Genomic DNA, 18,232 nt, shown 5'->3' with positions numbered 1-18,232 from the left:
CGTATACTTTTGCAAGTACGTTAGTGATTGCTGCAGTTAGTGTAGTTTTACCGTGGTCAACGTGGCCGATTGTACCAACGTTTACGTGCGGTTTTACGCGTTCAAACTTTTCTTTTGCCATGACGGAACCTATCAGTTTTGTGTATCTAAATTACATATGAAAATAATCCACCAGAGGTAGATTAAGTTAATTTTTTCAAATAGTATTTTCTGACAGATAAAGGAAGTAATCAAGGAGATTCTTAGGACTGGTGCTGATAGGCAGAGTCGAACTGCCGACCTCACCCTTACCAAGGGTGCGCTCTACCAACTGAGCTATATCAGCAACACAAGAACTGGAGCGGGCAGCGGGAATCGAACCCGCATCATCAGCTTGGAAGGCTGAGGTAATAGCCATTATACGATGCCCGCATAAAAATCTGTTCTTAAACTACCTCTAACCGTCAAGAATAAAGTGGTGGAGGGAGCTGGATTCGAACCAGCGAAGGCTGAGCCGTCAGATTTACAGTCTGATCCCTTTGGCCGCTCGGGAACCCCTCCACGATAATTCTCTACTAATTCACTTCCGGTAAAAGGAAAGTGGTGCCGACTAACCGAGTCGAACGGTTGACCTACTGATTACAAGTCAGTTGCTCTACCAGCTGAGCTAAGTCGGCACTGCTTTAGTACGGGGCGAGATATTAGAGTAAGGTTTATTGGGATGCAACAATAAAATTAAAAAAAGTGTAAATTTTTAGTTTAAATGCTCAATATTCACGCGAAAACGCGTTTTTTGCACTTTTTTATACTGTTTCGGTTAATTCGTACCAATAATTCAATCCCTTCATTACGAGCAATGAATCAAAAATACTTCCTGCAAATTGCTGCTGCAATAGTGGGCCATAGCCACCAGCAAAAATAATTTGTGTTGCTTGTTCTGTTTTTTGAGCCGTTAAATTCAGCTTAGCTTGCTCAATTGCCCCGATGGTTGCCACTAAGGCACCGTTTTTTAAACCATTTGGCGTGTTTTTACCCAATTCATTAGTAAACGGTGTTTTACCGTCATCAAAAACACGTTGGGTGTTTTGTGTAAGCGATGAGGTCATTAAATCAAGCCCGGGTAAAATCCAGCCACCTAAATGTAGGCCTTCACTATTGAGCACATCAATTGTTGTCGCAGTACCCGCATCAACAACAATACATACTGTGTTTGGATATAACGTAAAGCCTGCAATAAGCGCAAGCCACCTGTCTATGCCTAAGTTACCCACATGCTCGTAAGCACATACAAGATCTCCAAGCGTTTTGGTTACCTTGGCTTCAAAACAAATAATATTATTGCTAGCCGCTTGCGCGAGAATATCGTTTAGTAAATCACTGCGCCCTACACATGCATAAATCACTTCGGTTATTTGTAACCAAGGCAGGTTATTTATATCTGTCGATTGTGCTTGCTCGTTATGCCACAGCACAGCTTTTAGTGATGTATTTCCTACGTCGATCAGTAATCTCATACTTGCGCCTTTCTGAGGGAGACTTCCCCACCGTAATAACTTTTTACTTCACCATCTTGGCGAATTCGTATTCCACCTTGTGGGTCAATACCTTCGCATATTCCACGCCAGCTTCGGTGCCCTGTATTTAGCTCAACATAATCGCCAGCAAACGCATTAAGCGAATTCCATTGCTCATACATATCTTGTAAGCCAGTTTGACGATACTGCACTAAACGCTGCTCTAAATGATAAGTAAGTGACGCCACCAGCTGGTTTTTATCAAGCTTTTGAGTATGTTGATTTAAGTCGGTCCACGCTTGGTCTATATGTTGGCTAAAACTCTCAGGCATTTGTAAATTAATACCTATACCAATCACTAACTGACAAGGTCCTTGCGGTTGCCCATCTAATTCAACCAACACACCTGCAAGTTTTTGTTTATTTATATAAATATCGTTAGGCCATTTAAGCTCTACATCAATTTGGTATAACGCTTTAATTGCATCATAAACAGCAAGGCCTACCGCAATTGATACACCCATTGCAGCTTGAAGCCCGTCATCTAAACGCCAAAAGTAACTGTAATACAGATTAGCGCCAAATGGGGATTGCCAAACACGGCCGCGTCGGCCGCGCCCTGCTTGCTGCATTTCGGCAACAATAACAGTGCCAGACTCAAGCGCTGTTTTAGCCTGTATACGGCGCATAAGCTCGCTGTTGGTCGAATCAATAATAGGGTGTACTTCTACATCGGCAGTATTAGCACCTAGCGCTTTGTAGTGCTGATCAATTTGTGTTTTATTTAAAAGGCCCACCTGACTATTCAAACAGTAGCCTTTGCCAGTCACTTTAAAAATATCCAAGCCCATTTCTTGTAACGTTTTGATATGTTTACTCACCGCAGCTCGGCTAATTCCTAGCTTTTCACCCAAAGCTTGGCCAGATACAAAGCCCCCTTGGTTAAGTGCATTTAAAATAGCGAGTTTGTTTCCATCAGGTGCTTTCATTGCTCAGGCTCCGCGTTAATATGGCATTCGCTGCGCGCATCTATTAAACGTACTTCGTGCTCTAACATAATGTTGTAACGCGTATAAACAACTTGCTGAATGTGTTTAATCATTTTTATTAGGTCGATACCTTCACTATTTCCGTGATTAACAAGTACTAGTGCTTGTTGTTGATGCACTTCTATACCTGCCTCGCGGTGCCCTTTTAAACCACTTTGATCGATTAACCAACCTGCTGCGACCTTGTGATGACTTTGCCCATATTCGTAATGAGGTAAATCTGCAAATTGCTTTAATAGCTCAGCTAACTGCTGGTTGGTTATTATTGGGTTTTTAAAAAAGCTACCCGCATTGGCAAGTGTATATGGGTTAGGTAATTTGCTATTGCGAGTTTGTATTACTTGATCGAATACTGCTTGCGGGGTAATGCTTGAGAGCTGTTGCAGGGGGCCATAACTTAATACTGGTTGCCATTTTTTTGGGAGCGCTAAATGCACTTGCGTGATCACCGCTTTATTTTTGAGAGCATTTTTAAATATTGAGTCTCTGTAAGCAAATTCACATTGCTCGTTATTTAGTGAATGCATAGTTTTAGTGGTTATATCAAAGTACTCTACCAACTCAACAAATTTAGCTATCTCAACGCCATAAGCACCAATATTTTGTACCGGTGATGCGCCAACAGTACCCGGTATAAGTGCTAGATTTTCAAGCCCGGGTATATTTTTCTCTAATAAATAACTGACTAGTTGATGCCAGTTTTCGCCTGCAGCAATACTTATTAGTGTGTCGCTCTCACGCTCGGTGATTTTAATACCTTTTAAGGCTATTTTTATAACCGTACCCATGTAGTCATTTAAAAATACGGTATTACTGCCCTCGCCTAGCAAACAAAACGGTGCACTAAAACTTTGCGTTTTAAGTTGCTCAAGCTGAGTAATTTCAACAAAATTTTGGCATTGGCTGTTTAATGCGAATGTATGTAAGGAGTGTAATGAATGCGCCACAAAGCTCTCTAAAAATACCGGTAACTAATCGCAATAGTTTACCTCATCGTCGCAAATGTGGCACTAGATTGTAAAAATCACTCAACCCACCGTGTCAATCGTGATATAAAACCAGCACTTTTTTATTTGTGTTCAGAGTAATGATGAAAATTAAACCTCTTTTTTTAAGCCTCGCTATGGCGGGTATGTGTTCGCAAGCAATGGCTAATGCGATTGACCAAAACTCGTATGCTAACCTTGACGATGTTGTTACTACTCACTTAAACCTTGATTTAGATGTCGACTTTGCCGACAAGCAGTTAGAAGGTTTTGTTGAGCATACTCTTCAGTGGAACAACAGCAAAAGTAGAACTCTCGTACTTGATACCCGCGACTTAGACATTGATAAAGTAATGTACAAAGATCAAAGTGGTAACTGGAAAAAGGCGACTTTTGATTTAGCTAAGCGAGATGACGTTAAAGGTTCAAAGCTTACTATTGTGTTTAAAAACCAAGCTGAATTAGTTCGTATTTACTACAACAGTCGTCCAGAAGCATCTGGCCTGCAATGGTTAACACCAGAGCAAACGGCAAGTAAAACGCATCCATTTATGTACAGCCAATCGCAAGCAATTCATGCACGTAGTTGGATCCCAGTGCAAGATACACCCGCAATGCGTGTAACTTACTCTGCACGAATTCATACACCAAAAGATATACGTGCTGTAATGAGTGCCGACAACAAAGATGCGCTTTATAAAGATGGTGACTACATTTTTGATATGCCACAAGCAATTTCACCTTACCTAATTGCTATTGGCGCAGGTAACTTAGAATTTAAAGCAATGTCGCACCAAACGGGCATATTTGCTGAGCCTACAATTTTAGATGCCTCAGTTGCTGAATTTGACGACACCCAAGCCATGATCGACAAAACAAACGCTATGTACGGCGAATATGCATGGGGTCGCTACGACTTATTAATGCTACCGCCAAGTTTTCCGTTTGGTGGCATGGAAAACCCACGCTTATCATTTATAACTCCAACGGTTGTTGCCGGTGATAAAAGCTTAGTTAACCTTATTGCCCATGAGCTTGCTCACTCTTGGTCAGGTAACTTAGTAACTAACGCAACGTGGGAAGATTTATGGTTAAACGAAGGTTTTACCTCGTATGTTGAAAACCGCATTATGGAAGAAGTATTTGGTCGAGACCGTGCGGTTATGGAACAAGCACTTGATTCAGCGTCTTTACGCGCACAAATTAAAACAATTGATGCACCAGATACACGCCTTAATTTAAAGCTTAATGGCCGCGACCCAGACGATGCGTTTAGCTCAGTGCCTTACACTAAAGGTCAGTTATTTTTAATCTATCTAGAAAACAAATATGGCCGCGATAAGTTTGACCCGTTTGTAAAAGCGTACTTTAAAGAGTTTTCGTTTAAATCACTTACTACCGCGCAATTTGTTACTTACTTAAAAGCTAACTTAATTGAGAAGTACCCTGGTGTTGTAAGTATGGATAAAGTAAACGAATGGATTTTTGAGCCTGGCTTACCAAGTGATGCGCCAAACCCTACTTCTGATGCATTTGATAAAGTAGATACTGTAACAGCAGCATGGTTGAAAGGCGACACAACAGCAGCTCAACTACCAACGGCTGATTGGTCTGTGCATGAGTGGCTACACTTTTTAAATAACTTACCACGCGATTTAAGCATAGAGAAAATGAGCGAGCTTGATAGTGAATTTAACCTAACGCAATCAACTAACGCTGAACGTGCGTTTGCTTGGTTTATGCTAGCAGTAGGTAATGGTTATCAACCAATTTATCCTGCGCTTAATAAGCACTTATCAGGTATTGGCCGTCGTAAGTTAATTGTGCCGTTATATAAATCACTTATCACTAACGGTAAAAAAGACTGGGCACAAAGCGTGTACTTAAAAGCGCGCCCTGGGTATCACCCTCTTGCGCAAGGTACTATTGACGCATTATTTGAATAAATAGCGTTAACTAGAAACAAAAAGGGCCAAATTTGGCCCTTTTTGTTTTTCTGTTATTTTACTTTGTTACTTTTTCTAAAAAAGCTTTACGCTCTGTAGTTGTGGCTTGTTGCCACCAAAAATCAAGCATTTGCGGCGCACTTGGCATTCCTTTACCTGTAACTGGTGCTATTGGCTTTATTGGCTGACTAGGACGTGAAGGTCCTGCAGGCAATATATTTTGCATTACCGGTTTATTGCTTGCTAGTTGCGTGTTAGAAATAACACTTAAAGGCTTAGCAACAGCGCTACTTTTTGCTTTTAAACTCACTTGAGGGGCTTCTGCAAACACTTTTGCAGATACTGAATTTTCAGCACGATTAAACACTAAGGTATAATCTTTACCTGCTTCAACAGTTACACTTACCCAAAATGGTTCCGACTCCACAACTTCATGCGTGTCATAATCATCTTCATATAAATCGGTGTACTTTAGCCTTAGCTGATAAGTTCCGGGAGCAAGTTCTACATCATCAATACGGCTAAATAAAGAGCTTTCTAGCATTTTATCGCCCACTTGCAGTGGTACAATTTCTTCTGGAAAGTGAATATTTTCAGCATTAGCCGAAAAACTAACTAGTAATGCAACGGCACTACTTATTAAAATTGGTTTAAGCATATTAACTCCTTTATTTGATTTCAGTTTGACACTGCTTTGAAAGTTTGTCATTAGTGAGCTTAAATTTCATAACACTTAATTAGGAACACACTATGAGCAAAGAAACTATTTTTACCAAAATAATCAATCGTGAAATTCCGGCCGATATCGTTTATGAAGATGAAAATACTCTCGCATTTAAAGATATAAACCCACAAGCGCCATTTCATGTGTTAATTATCCCAAAAAAAGCAATTGCCACTATAAATGATATAAACCCTGAAAACTCACACTTAGTAGGCAACTTATATGTTGTTGCGGCTAAATTAGCTAAACAGCATAATTTTGCTGATGACGGATACCGCGTAGTTATGAACTGTAACGAACATGGTGGGCAAACTGTTTATCACATACATTTACACATGCTTGCCGGTAAAGAGATGGGATGGCCACCTTATCAAAATAAAAAAAAGTAAATTAGCTACTCAATTAGTTAGTTATAAATACTATGGGTTTTCATCGTTATAAATAAGAAATAGTTACTTGTTTGCAACATTTTATGTTTAAATAATCGTAAAATCGTATTTGTTATTGAGTACATCAGTGATTTTCTAATACAAAAGTTGCGGAAGTCGTGGTAAACTTAATCAGTCAGCTTTATAAAAGAGTATAAAAACATGAGCAGCTCAGCCTTTTTGTTATTAGATCAAGAGCCAATTAACACTATCGGTATTAACGTTTTAGAACCTTTGTTAAAAACGCAAGGCCTTGACGTAACCACAGGTACTAATATTTTAGATATACCTGAAGGGACTCGACTTTTGTTTATTGAAACATCAAGTAAAGATGCATGGGGGAAACTAAAAGAACAACTAGTAAACCTTCGTATTAAATGCGATATCATATTATTTAATCTGGATGAAAACCCTGAACTTGCTAATCGTGCATTGTTAAGTGGTATTCGTGGCGTGTTTTACACAACAGATAACGCCGACGTATTAATGAAAGGTATTCGCTTACTGCTTGAAGATCAACTTTGGTATCGTCGCGATATTATGTGTAATGCATTAAATCGTATGCTGCAATTTAATAAAGATGCGCTGCATAAACTAACCGAGGGTGATATTGAGCCTGTTAAACTTACTAAGCGAGAAAAAGCAATAATCTCACTAATGAGTAAAGGTTCGAAAAATAAAGAAATCGCAGAAGATTTAAGTATCAGTCCACACACAGTTAAAACACATTTATACAGCGCATTTAGAAAAACTAAATGTCGTAACCGTATTGAACTCCTATCTTGGGCACAACAAAATATCCCTGATGAAATTCGTTAATCAAATATTTAGTTTAAAATTAAAAACAGACACTTAGGTGTCTGTTTTTGTATGTGTTACACACTTATTTAATACCAATTTGCTTGCCTAAGTGATCTGTTTTGATAATTGGTATAAGTGTATACTTTTGATAACCTTAGCTTAATAGCTACTTTGCTGGAATATTAATGCTCGACTCCTTCACTCTTTATTTTGCCAGCATCGCCATCATGGTCGTAATGACCTTACTTAACTTTTTGACATGGCGAACAAACAAACAAATATCGGGCACGCTGCTATACATTTTCTATCCCATATTACTGTTAGGTTCTGTTATTGGCTTTACTCTTGTTGGTGATACACATAATTTAGTGATTATTAGCGCTGCCAGTAGCATGATGTTTGCCGCATCAATAGTGCACTGCCTTTCACTTAGTCAGTTTTTAAATTATCGCGGTATTGGTTTTAAATTACTCTGCTCAGTGACCGCTTTTTGCACTGTAATGCTTGGCTATTACACCTTTTTTGACCCATCTTTACACGAAAGAGTGATTGCATCCGATATACAACACATAGCAGAAGCTGGTTTTTTACTATTTATATTTATCAAATGCGCACGTAAATCCTATCCTAATGGCAGCATTGTATACATAACCATTTTAACGCTTGTTGCTTTAAGCTTTGTTGGCCGCTCGTTATTTATGGACAACATTGAACAAAAAAATCTTTTAGTAAACGGCTGGTTTAGCTCTTTGTTATTTTTAAATGGCGTAATTGCACCCATGTTTTATGCCGCAGGTATGGCGTTATTATGTAATGAGCGCAGAGAGCAGCACCTCAATAAATTAGCAGATAAAGCACAAAAAGATTTAGAAATACGCGGACTCTTTTTATCAACTATAAGCCACGAAATTCGCACCCCACTAAACGGTATTTTAGGCAGCGCCCAACTTGTTATGAACCAAACAAGTGATACTCGCAACAAAGCCTATTGCGAAGCGATTATAAATTCTGCCGAATCACTTAATTTATTGGTAGATAAGGTCCTTGATTACGCGAGCCTAGATCAAAGTGACGAAGCGCTTTACGAAGAGGATATAGAGTTTAAAACATGGCTTAATAATTTATGCTTATTATTAAGCCCTCTCGCCGAGCAAAAGCAACTCAAGTTTGAACTAATATGCAATATTCCTGAGCAAGCATGTTATTACTGCGACCAGCAAAAACTTAGGCAAATAATTATTAATTTAGTGGGTAATGCCATTAAGTTTACAGACCACGGAACCGTTAAAATTCAGGTTGATTTAGTATTAGAAAAGCAACTTGAGCACACTATAAAAATTAGTGTAAAAGATTCAGGTCCAGGTATAGAAAATGATGAGATAGCCTACTTAACAGAACCTTATGTACAAAGTAGTGCAGGAAAAGAGAAAGGCGGAACCGGCCTAGGTTTAGCTATTACCAGTCGCCTGCTTGAAAAGCTCAGTAGCCGACTCGAAATAGCCAGCCAGCTTGGTACTGGTAGTGTATTTAGCTTTACCGTTACTTTTACTTTAGGTGAATTAAGCCTTGTAGAGCAGCGCCATCAAACTAAAGATTACTTAACAGGTCTTGATGTACTACTGGTTGAAGATTTAGATTTAAATCAAAAAATTGCTATTGAATTTATGGCAGACGATGAACACAAAATCAAGCTCGCAAAAGATGGCAAAAGCGCCATAGAGCTCATGCAAGCCCACCACTTTGATGTTGTTTTGCTTGATATGAACCTACCTGATTTAACAGGCCAAGAAGTACTTAAACGTCTAAAACGCATTGATCATAAAAATCAACGAACTCCAGTACTCGCATTTACTGCAAGCCTTAGCCCTGACGAAGTAAAAGAGTATTTAGAATTAGGAATAAAAGACATTGTAGGCAAGCCTATTAAGCACGAAAAGCTTCGCCAAGCACTTAGCGACTCTCAATCTAATCAAACTGCGAGTATTGCAGTAGAGCTTATTGATACCTTGTATGACAAAACAGCGGCCGAAACACTCACCAGCTCGTTTAGTGAAGATGAAGTGTCGTCGATTTATAATGAGTTTGTGCTTTCGGCGCGTAACAAGCTAATTCGCTGTCAAAAGCTTATTGATCAACAACCAGAGCAATGCATTAAGCTTTTACATCGCCAAGCAAGTACCGCTCTGCAACTGGGTTTTAATCGCTATGGTATTGAGCTTAAAAAAATAGAGCGCCGTTTACTCGATAAAAAGCCACATAACGACATGCTTGATGAAGCGTTAGATCTGTGGCAACGCAGCTTAGAGCAATATTTAAAGTTTGTGCGTGGGCAGTTAGAGTGAAATTAAAAAAGCGTTAAAGTTTTTTAAATTTTACTTTAGGTTAATCAAACCTCGCAACCTCTTCAAAGCTAAGCCCAGTAAAGCCATGTGCTTGCAAGGCACAAAATAGGTTTAAAGTAATATCTTTATCATTTACACGAGAGTCAAAAACGTAAGTGCCTTCAAATCGGTCTTCTGGCATTTTAAATATGCAGCTATGCTTTGGTAGTTTTTCTTTTTTGAACACCGCTTTTTGTAATCCGATATTTAAACTTGGCAGCATAAAAGTACTCTTCTCAACATTTAATATACCCTCTATTTTTCGAGTGACATTATAAAAGTACCAATTATCATCACCTACATAGAAAGGCAGTAACTCTCCCGAATCTTCAAAAATCTCTACCAATTCATTTGCTACATGATCCCTTATAGCAAGACCCTGTAAATTTATTGCTGTCATATCACCTATAGGCGTCTCTTTTTCATTATTATAATGGGCACTAAAATTTATCAGTGTAGACTCTTTTGTAGAAGTATTAGGTTTCCATAACTCAGATTCACATAAAGTTTCATCATCAGGAAATATGACTCGATAATGATTCACGTCAGGTGTGATTTTATAAATTACTTTACTCATTAATATTGAAACGTCCTTTTTGGCATGAATTTGATTTTTAACCCCTTCCATATTTATCATCAAATCGCTCTATATCGCTTTCATCAAGTACAGTACCGGTTTGCACTTCAATGACAATTAACGGCTCTTTTTGATTATTAGCCAAACTATGAATTTGCTTAGCCGCGATATAACACGATTGGTCGTGCGTTAGCGTATACGCTTGCTCATCAATACACACATCTGCAATACCCGAAACCACAACCCAATGTTCAGCACGATGCTGATGGCGCTGCGTCGAAAGCTTAGCACCGCTGTTAACAGTAATTTTCTTAACTTTAAAGCCAGTGCCTTCAACCAAAGTACGGTAACTTCCCCATGGGCGAAAAACCACTTGATGATGGTTAAGTTTATCAGCCTGTGTTGTAGCAATTTGCTTAAGCAACAAAGGCAAAGAATCTAGCTCATTTTGGTTTGCAATTAACGTGGCATCATGAGTATGAATAATTGCTAAATTGCTTACTCCAAGCGTGGCAATAGTGTGTTCAGCCTCGTTAATAACTAAGTTATTAGTGCTTTTTTGAGCCATATAATTAGCATTTAAGCTATTTCCGTTTTCATCTTTTTTTGTAAGCGCATCAAGAGATGAAAAACTACCTACATCACTCCATTTTAAATCAACAGGCATAACGACTACGTTATTACTGCGCTCTAAAATGGCGTAATCAATTGAATCGCTTGGGCAGTGTTCAAGCGCACTGTTGCTTGGGCGGGTAAACCCTAAATCTTTAGTAAATTGCGCCGCTGCAGCAACACTCGTTGCTATTTTTGGCGCAAAACGATCGAGCTCTTTTAAATAGGCTGTGGGGGTAAATAAAAACATGCCGCTATTCCAGCTATAACCTCCTTGAGCTAAATAACGGTTCGCTGTATCTAAGTCAGGCTTTTCTTTAAATTGTGCAACATCGTAACAACCCGTACCGGCAATAGCCGCGCCTTGTTTTATATAGCCATAGCCAGTATGCGGTTCTGTAGGAGTAATCGAAAACGTCACTAGCTTTCCTTGCTCAGCAAGTTTTACAGCTTCTGGGAGCTTAGCCGTTAATACACCAAAGTTTTCAATATGATGATCGGCAGGCATCACTAATAGCGGGCCGGTAATCCCATTTTGCAGTGCATAGTGGGCGGCTAATGCGATGGCAGGAGCGGTATTTTTACCTTTGGGTTCGAGTAATAATGCAGTAGGAATTGAGCTTTCAGCCTGCTCGGCGGCAATAAATCGGTGCTGCTCATTACACACTAAAATAGCATTATCAAACAACTCATTAGAAACACGCGCCAACGTACTTTGTAGCAATGACGTGTTTTCATTTAGTAGTGATAAAAATTGTTTAGGCATTGCTTGGCGAGAAAGCGGCCACAAGCGAGAGCCTATGCCACCAGCTAAAATTACAGGAGTGATTAAAGTGTTCATAATGTATATTAGCCGCCAACAAAAATATCAGCGACTATTTTAACACTTTATTGGCTCTGCGCTAAATTAACGTGTCTATATTAATGTAAAAGGGTCTGCATCTAAATAGGCAGGAAACACTGCTTTAAACTCATCCAGTGGTGCTTTTTCAAGTGTTATCGTAACTAGCTGCTCGGTGTCATCTTGCGCTTTAGTTAATGCATCGCCTTTAAAGTCGTATACCGCTGTACCGCCATTGTGCAAGGCACCATTACCGTCGTCACCCACACGATTAACGCCTACTACGTAACACAGGTTTTCCATTGCACGCGCCATAAGTAACGTATCCCAAATATGGCGGCGTACAGCAGGCCAATTTGCTACGTTTATCATTACATCGTAGTCATTATTATTACGTTGAAATACCGGAAAGCGCAGGTCGTAACATACCTGTGGTAATAGTTTAAAGCCGTTGATTTCAAAAACTTTGCGCTCTTGCCCAGCTACAACGTAATCGCCCTCACTGCCTAAGCGAAATAAATGGCGCTTATCGTAATAGCTCACCTCTCCACCGGGCTTTACCCAATAAAACCGATTCGCTTTTTTACTACCTTGTGCAACAAGTACCGAACCGGCAATAACCGCATTATGTTTATGAGCCTGCGCCTTTAACCAAGTCAGTACTTTACCGTTTTCTGGCTCTGCACAATCTAAATTAATAGCAAAGCCAGTCGAGAATGTTTCGGGCAGTAAAATAAGATCGGGCTGATGCGTAATTGCTTCAAGTTGTTTATTAAACATGGCTAAATTAGCATCTTTATCAAGCCAATGAAGCGAGCTTTGCAATGCTGTAATGGTTAAAGTTGACATAATATTTGCGCAGCCTCTATGAGAGTGTTGTCCTTTTTAGCAAAGCATAAACGAATTACTTTGTCGGTTGGGGACTTTTGATAAAACACACTTAACGGAATAGCCGCAACACCTGCTTGCTCAACTAACCAGTGGCAAAAATCAACATCGTTTAAATCCGATACATCATTGTAATCTAACAATAAAAAGTAAGTGCCCTGGCTAGGCAAAATTTTAAAACGGCTATTACTTAAATGACTCGCTAATAAGTCACGTTTTTGCTGATAAAACCCACTTAGCTCATCTATATGCTCGCCTTGCTGCTCGAGCATATCGGCAAGCGCATGCTGTGCAGGGGTAAAACTTGAAAACGTAACGTACTGATGAATTTTTCTAAATTCGACAGCTAAATCGGCAGGTGCAATACAGTAACCCATTTTCCAGCCCGTGCTATGAAACGTTTTACCAAAACTCGATATAACAAAGCTTTTGGCAAATAATTCATCATCGCGTAATACGCTTAAATGCGGTTGCTGATCAAACGTAATGTGCTCATATACCTCATCGCTTATTACATACAAATTGTGAGTACCAACTAACTCTTTAAGCTCTTTTATATCGTGTGGCTGTAATATTTTACCGCTTGGGTTATGAGGCGTATTAATAATAATTGCACGGGTATTTTTAGTAATTGCTTGGCTTACTACTTGCCAATCAATAGTGTAGTTTGGCGCACTTAAAGCAATGTGTACTGACTTTCCACCAGCGAGTTCAATTGCCGGTTGGTAAGAGTCATATGCAGGGTCAAATACAATCACTTCATCACTGGGGCGCACAATTGTTTGAATAGCCACAAACAATGCCTCTGTTGCACCCGAGGTAACAGTAACTTGATCAGCCGCGTTTATATCAGCTGCATATTTGCGCTTTGCTAAATCAGCAATTTGTTGCTGTAATCGTGGTACACCACTTGAAGGTGAATATTGATTAACGCCCTGCTGCACATAATAATTTAACTGCGTTTTTAAAAGATCAGGAGCATCAAACTCAGGAAAGCCTTGAGAGAGATTAATTGCCGAAAACTCATTAGCCAACCCACTCATTTGGCTAAATATACTAACGCCTAAATTTGGTAATTTACTTTCAAACACGTGATGCCCTTAATGATGGTTTTGCGCTTAAAGCGATGCTATCATTGCTTAAAACAGAGGTATAGCCGTCTAAAAATAATTAACTTTACGCTCATTAGTGAGGAATGTATGCAAAACAATACCGCTATTTCACAACTTATTGAAGCCGGAAAATGGGTTAGCCAAAAAGGCTGGGTACCCGCAACAGGTGGAAATTTTTCAGCTCGTACTAGCACTGGCTTTGTTGTTACGGCAAGTGGGCACGATAAAGGCTTACTTACGCAAGAGCATTTTTTGCAATTAGATCACCAAGGCGAGCGCCTAGCTGGATCTGTAAAGCCATCGGCAGAAACACAATTACACCTAAGTTTGTATCAGCTTATACCTGATGCACAGTGTGTTTTGCATACTCACTCTGTAGCCGCCACCGTACTGTCGCAAATTACCCAAAGGCATCAGCTTGATTTAACAGGCTATGAAATGCAAAAAGCACTGAGCGGCTTTACTTCGCATTTAGAAACGCTGAGCATTCCTATTTTCGATAACGATCAAGATATTGACCGATTAAGCCTGCTGGTCAGTGACCATCACTTACATACGCCGATAGAGCACGGCGTACTGATACGTGGTCATGGCTTATATGCAGTAGGGCGCAATATTGATGAAGTTCGCCGCCACCTAGAAGCCTTAGAATTTTTATTTAGCTGCGAACTAGAGCGCCTAAAAATAATAGGTATTCAAGCGGGAGTAACTAAATGATTAAAGCTATTTTAACCGACATCGAAGGCACAATAACCCGCATCTCGTTTGTTAAAGAGGTGTTGTTTCCTTACGCGGCAAAACAGTTACCTACCTTTGTACGTGCCAATGCTAATAAGCCAGATGTAGCCGAGCAAATTAGTGCCGTAAAAGCCTTTATCGAAAAGCCAAACGCCGATATAGAAGAAGTCATTAGCACTTTACTTACCTGGATTGATGAAGATAAAAAAATCACTCCACTTAAGCAGTTACAAGGCTTAATTTGGCAAACAGGGTATGAACACGGCGATTTTAAAGGTCATTTATACCCAGATGCATTTGATTTTTTACAAGCTCAACACAACAACGATATTACTTTATATGTGTACTCATCAGGGTCGGTAAAAGCGCAGCAGCTACTTTTTAAATACAGTGATTATGGCGACATTCGCAGCTTGTTTACTGACTTTTTTGACACCAAAGTTGGCGCAAAACAAGAGCAAATAGCCTATAACACTATTGTTGATCTGTTACCGTTTAAAGCAGCAGAAATACTCTTTTTAAGTGATGTAGCCGGCGAGCTTGATGCCGCGCAGGCTGCGGGCTTAAAAACACTACATTTAATTCGTGATGGGCAAGCAAGCACTAAAGCACACCCTTATATTAATGACTTTAGCCAATTTAAATTGGAGCAATTAGTATGAGCCAATTAACAATATATGCCGACAACGATGCAAACAAAGCACTTGTAAGCACATCAAATGCTGATGATATTGCAAAGCAACTAGCTAAAGTAAACGTACGTTTTGAACAGTGGCAAGCAAATGCAGATATTAATGAGCACACCACCCATGAGCAAATTATTAGTGCGTACAAAAACGATATAGATCGGTTAAAAATCAAAAATGGCTATCAAACAGTAGACGTTATATCTCTAGCTAAAGGTAATCTTGGCGCATCAGAGCTGCGCAAAAAGTTTTTCTTTGAACATACTCATAGTGAAGACGAAGTACGTTTTTTTGTAAAAGGCCAAGGGCTATTTTGCCTACATTTAGACAATAAGGTTTATCAGGTACTTTGCCAACAAGGCGATTTAATTTCAGTGCCTGAACTTACCCCGCATTGGTTTGATATGGGAAGCGCTCCTGAGTTTACTGCCATTCGCTTATTTAACAATACAGAGGGCTGGGTAGCAAAAAGTACTGACTCGTCTATTGCAGAGCAATTTCCGCTATTATCGTAAGTTAGTCATTCAAAACCTTGGTCCACACTAATAAACATAACGTGGACCAAAAATATCGCGAAGTTACTTAAGCTTTAAAAGTTCGCCATTTTCAACCTGATTTTGGTTGTACACACCAGTGTCTAACACCCATCCTGTAACCAGTTTTGCCGGCGTTATATCAAATGCTGGGTTATATACATTAGCATTAGTGGGCGCCCATAAAGCCTCGCCAAAGCTACCGCTAACTCCGCGCACTTCTTGAGGATTACGTTGCTCTATTTCTATATCATCACCACACGCGGTGTTGGTATCAAGCGTGGTAATAGGCGCGACCACATAAAATGGAATGTTATGAAAATATGCAAGTACGGCTAAATTATAAGTGCCCACTTTATTAGCAAAATCACCATTGGCAGCAATACGATCAGCCCCTACCACTATTTTATCCACCTTACCTGCAGCTATTAAACTTGCCGCCATATTATCGCAAATTAGAGTGTAAGGTATTTTCCAGCGCTCAAGCTCAAAGGCAGTTAAGCGACCGCCTTGTAATAATGGTCGTGTTTCATCAACCCACACATGTATGTTGCCATGCTTTTGCTGCGCTTTATAGATAACACCTAGTGCAGTACCAATACCAGCGGTTGCAAGCGCCCCTGTATTGCAATGAGTTAATATGTTGTCGCCACTATTTATAAGTTCGGCGCCACGGCTTGCCATTCGCTCACACAGCTCAATATCTTCAATAAACAACCGCTCGGCTGTGGTAACAATACCGGCAACATAATCGCTTTGCGTTAAAGCTTTACGCAATGCCGCCATACAATGCATTAAATTAACCGCCGTTGGGCGAGTGGCTTCTAGCTCATTGATTGCTTTTTCAAGCTCACCTTTAACTACCCCTTGCTCAGCTAAATACGCCACTAACAAGCTCGCGCTTAAACCAATAAGTGGAGCTCCACGTACTTTTAAACTAATGATCAGCTCTTTCATGGTTTCTACATCATGGCATTGATGCCATACCTGCTGGTGAGGTAGTAAATATTGGTCGAGCACACTAAGCGACCCGTTTTCATATTTTAAACTGCTTGCGATTAAATTTTGCATAATGCTTAAGGTATTAAAAATGCGTAACGTTATTTTACACCACTTTGAATAACTCTCAAGTTGGACTTATAGACATCTAAACATTTAAAGGTATAGAATGCTTAAAAGCTGATTTTTGAGATTTAAACCATGACTAACTATGTTGCTTTTAATGCACAGCGCGCTATCGATTATGTATCGACATTAATTGAATCTAAACAATGTAATTTTTTTGCTCCCGGACAAGCCTTATCGGCATATGAGTTTGGTGATGGCAATCTTAATTTAGTATTTAGAATTACTGATGAGCAAAACAATAGTGTTATTTTAAAGCAAGCTCTGCCTTACGCTCGTTGCGTGGGTGAGTCGTGGCCATTAACGCTTGATAGAGCTCGTATAGAAGCACAAGTTTTGCTTAATCATGGCGCTATTTGCCCAACTTATACTGCTAGGGTTTTACATTATAGTGAAATGCAAGCACTGACTATTTTAGAAGATTTAGGTAATTTACAAATACTGCGAACTGCACAAAATAATGCTGAGCAATTTCCTAAATTAGCGCAGCACGTAGCTACCTACTTAAGCCATACTGGTTTTTATAATTCAGATTTTTATTTAACCGCACAAACTAAAAAAGCGCTCGTTAGCCAATTTACTAACCCTGAGCTTTGCCAAATCACTGAAGACTTATTTTTTAGCGATCCGTACATTGAGCACGAACGCAATAACTACCCAGAGCAACTACAAAGCGAAGTTGATGCAATACAAAAAAACAGCGCATTAAAGTTAGAAATAGCAAAATTAAAAGCTAATTTTTTATCTAACCCGCAAACATTACTCCATGGTGATATGCATAGCGGCAGTATTTTTGTTGATTGTAATAATACAAAGATGATCGATCCTGAGTTTGGTTTTTTTGGTCCTGCTGGGTTCGATATTGGCTCTTTTATTGGTAATTTACTTTTAAATTACTGCGCACAATACGGGCATATTAAAGATTTTTTGGCTCGTCGTAATTATCAAACCCACTTATTAAGCACCCTTGTTGAATGCTATACCTTATTTGAACAACATTGGCTTACGCTTATAAATGAGCACACTACTGATAATGCGCTAAAGGTTACAGGCTACGGTGAATACTTTATAAAAGGCGTATTGCAAGACGCCATTGGTTACTGTGGTGCTGAGTTAATTAGGCGTACCATAGGACTCGCACATGTAACCGATATAGATAGTATTGGTGATGAGAAGGCGCGTCTTATAGTGCAAAAACAAACATTAGCACTAGGCGAGCAACTTATTTTAAATGCCCAAACATGCGACAACAAAGAAGCATTTTTTAGTTTATTAATAAGCCAATTAAACTAAAAAAAGGCGCTATTAGCGC

18 protein-coding genes and 4 tRNA genes are annotated in these 18,232 nt (G+C 39.5%); 8 read left to right on the top strand and 14 right to left on the bottom strand.

Features of this window, described 5'->3' with window-relative positions; genetic code table 11:
* The 8 genes from I6F40_RS15995 to murB form a co-directional block, all read right to left on the bottom strand.
* On the bottom strand, positions 1-121 hold a 121-nt coding region (locus I6F40_RS15995; RefSeq protein ID WP_021031985.1), incomplete at its 3' end, for a GTP-binding protein.
* Positions 122-249: 128 nt separating this feature from the next.
* Positions 250-325 (bottom strand) — tRNA-Thr (locus I6F40_RS15990).
* 11 nt (positions 326-336) lie between these two features.
* A tRNA-Gly gene (locus I6F40_RS15985) sits at positions 337-411 on the bottom strand.
* A 44-nt stretch (positions 412-455) separates the two neighbouring features.
* Positions 456-540, bottom strand: a tRNA-Tyr gene (locus tag I6F40_RS15980).
* Between the two features lie 40 nt (positions 541-580).
* A tRNA-Thr gene (locus I6F40_RS15975) sits at positions 581-656 on the bottom strand.
* 126 nt (positions 657-782) lie between these two features.
* Entirely contained in the window at positions 783-1,493 is a 711-nt protein-coding gene (locus I6F40_RS15970; protein WP_197193198.1) for a type III pantothenate kinase, read from the bottom strand.
* Positions 1,490-2,482, bottom strand: coding sequence for a bifunctional biotin--[acetyl-CoA-carboxylase] ligase/biotin operon repressor BirA (gene birA, locus I6F40_RS15965; RefSeq protein WP_007579893.1), 993 nt, complete (start codon positions 2,480-2,482; stop codon positions 1,490-1,492). Before birA ends, I6F40_RS15970 begins: the two co-directional genes overlap by 4 nt.
* Positions 2,479-3,489, bottom strand: a complete 1,011-nt coding sequence (gene murB, locus I6F40_RS15960; RefSeq protein WP_197193197.1) for a UDP-N-acetylmuramate dehydrogenase — start codon at positions 3,487-3,489, stop codon at positions 2,479-2,481. The genes birA and murB overlap by 4 nt, the downstream gene beginning before the upstream one ends.
* A gap of 143 nt (positions 3,490-3,632) precedes the next feature.
* Here murB and I6F40_RS15955 point away from each other — a divergent pair, with 143 nt between their 5' ends.
* Positions 3,633-5,474, top strand: a complete 1,842-nt coding sequence (locus I6F40_RS15955; protein ID WP_197193196.1) for a M1 family metallopeptidase — start codon at positions 3,633-3,635, stop codon at positions 5,472-5,474.
* 58 nt (positions 5,475-5,532) lie between these two features.
* Here I6F40_RS15955 and I6F40_RS15950 read toward each other — a convergent pair whose 3' ends face one another.
* Positions 5,533-6,132: a DUF2057 domain-containing protein gene (locus tag I6F40_RS15950; protein ID WP_197193195.1), complete on the bottom strand. Its 600-nt coding sequence runs from the start codon at positions 6,130-6,132 to the stop codon at positions 5,533-5,535.
* Between the two features lie 92 nt (positions 6,133-6,224).
* Here I6F40_RS15950 and I6F40_RS15945 point away from each other — a divergent pair, with 92 nt between their 5' ends.
* The 3 genes from I6F40_RS15945 (at position 6,225) to I6F40_RS15935 (ending at position 9,769) form a co-directional block, all read left to right on the top strand.
* Positions 6,225-6,587 (top strand): histidine triad nucleotide-binding protein, encoded by a 363-nt coding sequence (locus I6F40_RS15945; RefSeq protein WP_197193194.1) that lies wholly within the window; start codon positions 6,225-6,227, stop codon positions 6,585-6,587.
* Positions 6,588-6,788: 201 nt separating this feature from the next.
* Positions 6,789-7,445: a helix-turn-helix transcriptional regulator gene (locus tag I6F40_RS15940; protein WP_004334929.1), complete on the top strand. Its 657-nt coding sequence runs from the start codon at positions 6,789-6,791 to the stop codon at positions 7,443-7,445.
* 167 nt (positions 7,446-7,612) lie between these two features.
* Entirely contained in the window at positions 7,613-9,769 is a 2,157-nt protein-coding gene (locus I6F40_RS15935; RefSeq protein WP_166378574.1) for a response regulator, read from the top strand.
* Positions 9,770-9,809: 40 nt separating this feature from the next.
* Here the strand turns inward: I6F40_RS15935 and I6F40_RS15930 are convergent, their stop codons facing one another.
* From I6F40_RS15930 to I6F40_RS15915, 4 genes are all read right to left on the bottom strand, one after another.
* Complete coding sequence (locus tag I6F40_RS15930) at positions 9,810-10,445, bottom strand: hypothetical protein (RefSeq protein ID WP_231609380.1); 636 nt, start codon at positions 10,443-10,445, stop codon at positions 9,810-9,812.
* Entirely contained in the window at positions 10,423-11,838 is a 1,416-nt protein-coding gene (locus tag I6F40_RS15925) for a mannose-1-phosphate guanylyltransferase/mannose-6-phosphate isomerase (RefSeq protein ID WP_166378576.1), read from the bottom strand. Before I6F40_RS15925 ends, I6F40_RS15930 begins: the two co-directional genes overlap by 23 nt.
* A 75-nt stretch (positions 11,839-11,913) precedes the next feature.
* Positions 11,914-12,687, bottom strand: a complete 774-nt coding sequence (locus I6F40_RS15920) for an amidohydrolase (protein ID WP_010555461.1) — start codon at positions 12,685-12,687, stop codon at positions 11,914-11,916.
* Entirely contained in the window at positions 12,675-13,817 is a 1,143-nt protein-coding gene (locus I6F40_RS15915) for a methionine aminotransferase (RefSeq protein ID WP_166378578.1), read from the bottom strand. Before I6F40_RS15915 ends, I6F40_RS15920 begins: the two co-directional genes overlap by 13 nt.
* 108 nt (positions 13,818-13,925) lie before the next feature.
* On the opposite strand from I6F40_RS15915, the gene I6F40_RS15910 reads away from it, so the two are divergent.
* Genes I6F40_RS15910 through I6F40_RS15900 form a run of 3 tightly spaced genes read left to right on the top strand, consistent with a single transcriptional unit; the run spans position 13,926 to position 15,777 of the window.
* Positions 13,926-14,555 (top strand): methylthioribulose 1-phosphate dehydratase, encoded by a 630-nt coding sequence (locus I6F40_RS15910; RefSeq protein WP_166378580.1) that lies wholly within the window; start codon positions 13,926-13,928, stop codon positions 14,553-14,555.
* Positions 14,552-15,238 carry an acireductone synthase gene (mtnC, locus tag I6F40_RS15905; protein WP_101217509.1) on the top strand — a complete coding sequence of 229 codons (687 nt, stop codon included), beginning with the start codon at positions 14,552-14,554 and terminating at the stop codon, positions 15,236-15,238. Before I6F40_RS15910 ends, mtnC begins: the two co-directional genes overlap by 4 nt.
* Positions 15,235-15,777: a 1,2-dihydroxy-3-keto-5-methylthiopentene dioxygenase gene (locus tag I6F40_RS15900; protein WP_166378582.1), complete on the top strand. Its 543-nt coding sequence runs from the start codon at positions 15,235-15,237 to the stop codon at positions 15,775-15,777. The genes mtnC and I6F40_RS15900 overlap by 4 nt, the downstream gene beginning before the upstream one ends.
* A 63-nt stretch (positions 15,778-15,840) precedes the next feature.
* Here I6F40_RS15900 and mtnA read toward each other — a convergent pair whose 3' ends face one another.
* Positions 15,841-16,866 (bottom strand): S-methyl-5-thioribose-1-phosphate isomerase, encoded by a 1,026-nt coding sequence (gene mtnA / locus I6F40_RS15895; RefSeq protein ID WP_166378584.1) that lies wholly within the window; start codon positions 16,864-16,866, stop codon positions 15,841-15,843.
* A gap of 129 nt (positions 16,867-16,995) precedes the next feature.
* Between mtnA and mtnK the strand changes: the two genes are divergently transcribed.
* Entirely contained in the window at positions 16,996-18,213 is a 1,218-nt protein-coding gene (gene mtnK / locus I6F40_RS15890; protein WP_166378585.1) for an S-methyl-5-thioribose kinase, read from the top strand.
* The last annotated feature ends 19 nt before the right edge of the window (positions 18,214-18,232 follow it).

It is taken from the genome of Pseudoalteromonas sp. SWXJ133 (genome assembly GCF_015864365.1).
GTDB classification, from domain to species: Bacteria; Pseudomonadota; Gammaproteobacteria; order Enterobacterales; family Alteromonadaceae; genus Pseudoalteromonas; species Pseudoalteromonas arctica.
Note: the sequence above shows the minus strand (reverse complement) of the source record. Positions and strands in the feature narration are given on the sequence as shown.

Excerpts from the sequence above, each read along its gene's own strand:
- I6F40_RS15970 (WP_197193198.1), bottom strand. The coding sequence starts at position 1,493 with ATGAGATTACTGATCGACGTAGGAAATACATCACTAAAAGCTGTGCTG.
- I6F40_RS15940 (WP_004334929.1), top strand. The coding sequence starts at position 6,789 with ATGAGCAGCTCAGCCTTTTTGTTATTAGATCAAGAGCCAATTAACACT.
- I6F40_RS15900 (WP_166378582.1), top strand. The coding sequence starts at position 15,235 with ATGAGCCAATTAACAATATATGCCGACAACGATGCAAACAAAGCACTT.
- birA (WP_007579893.1), bottom strand. The coding sequence starts at position 2,482 with ATGAAAGCACCTGATGGAAACAAACTCGCTATTTTAAATGCACTTAAC.
- I6F40_RS15955 (WP_197193196.1), top strand. The coding sequence starts at position 3,633 with ATGAAAATTAAACCTCTTTTTTTAAGCCTCGCTATGGCGGGTATGTGT.
- mtnC (WP_101217509.1), top strand. The coding sequence starts at position 14,552 with ATGATTAAAGCTATTTTAACCGACATCGAAGGCACAATAACCCGCATC.
- I6F40_RS15910 (WP_166378580.1), top strand. The coding sequence starts at position 13,926 with ATGCAAAACAATACCGCTATTTCACAACTTATTGAAGCCGGAAAATGG.
- I6F40_RS15925 (WP_166378576.1), bottom strand. The coding sequence starts at position 11,838 with ATGAACACTTTAATCACTCCTGTAATTTTAGCTGGTGGCATAGGCTCT.
- mtnA (WP_166378584.1), bottom strand. The coding sequence starts at position 16,866 with ATGCAAAATTTAATCGCAAGCAGTTTAAAATATGAAAACGGGTCGCTT.
- I6F40_RS15920 (WP_010555461.1), bottom strand. The coding sequence starts at position 12,687 with ATGTCAACTTTAACCATTACAGCATTGCAAAGCTCGCTTCATTGGCTT.
- I6F40_RS15950 (WP_197193195.1), bottom strand. The coding sequence starts at position 6,132 with ATGCTTAAACCAATTTTAATAAGTAGTGCCGTTGCATTACTAGTTAGT.
- I6F40_RS15930 (WP_231609380.1), bottom strand. The coding sequence starts at position 10,445 with ATGATAAATATGGAAGGGGTTAAAAATCAAATTCATGCCAAAAAGGAC.
- I6F40_RS15945 (WP_197193194.1), top strand. The coding sequence starts at position 6,225 with ATGAGCAAAGAAACTATTTTTACCAAAATAATCAATCGTGAAATTCCG.
- mtnK (WP_166378585.1), top strand. The coding sequence starts at position 16,996 with ATGACTAACTATGTTGCTTTTAATGCACAGCGCGCTATCGATTATGTA.
- I6F40_RS15935 (WP_166378574.1), top strand. The coding sequence starts at position 7,613 with ATGCTCGACTCCTTCACTCTTTATTTTGCCAGCATCGCCATCATGGTC.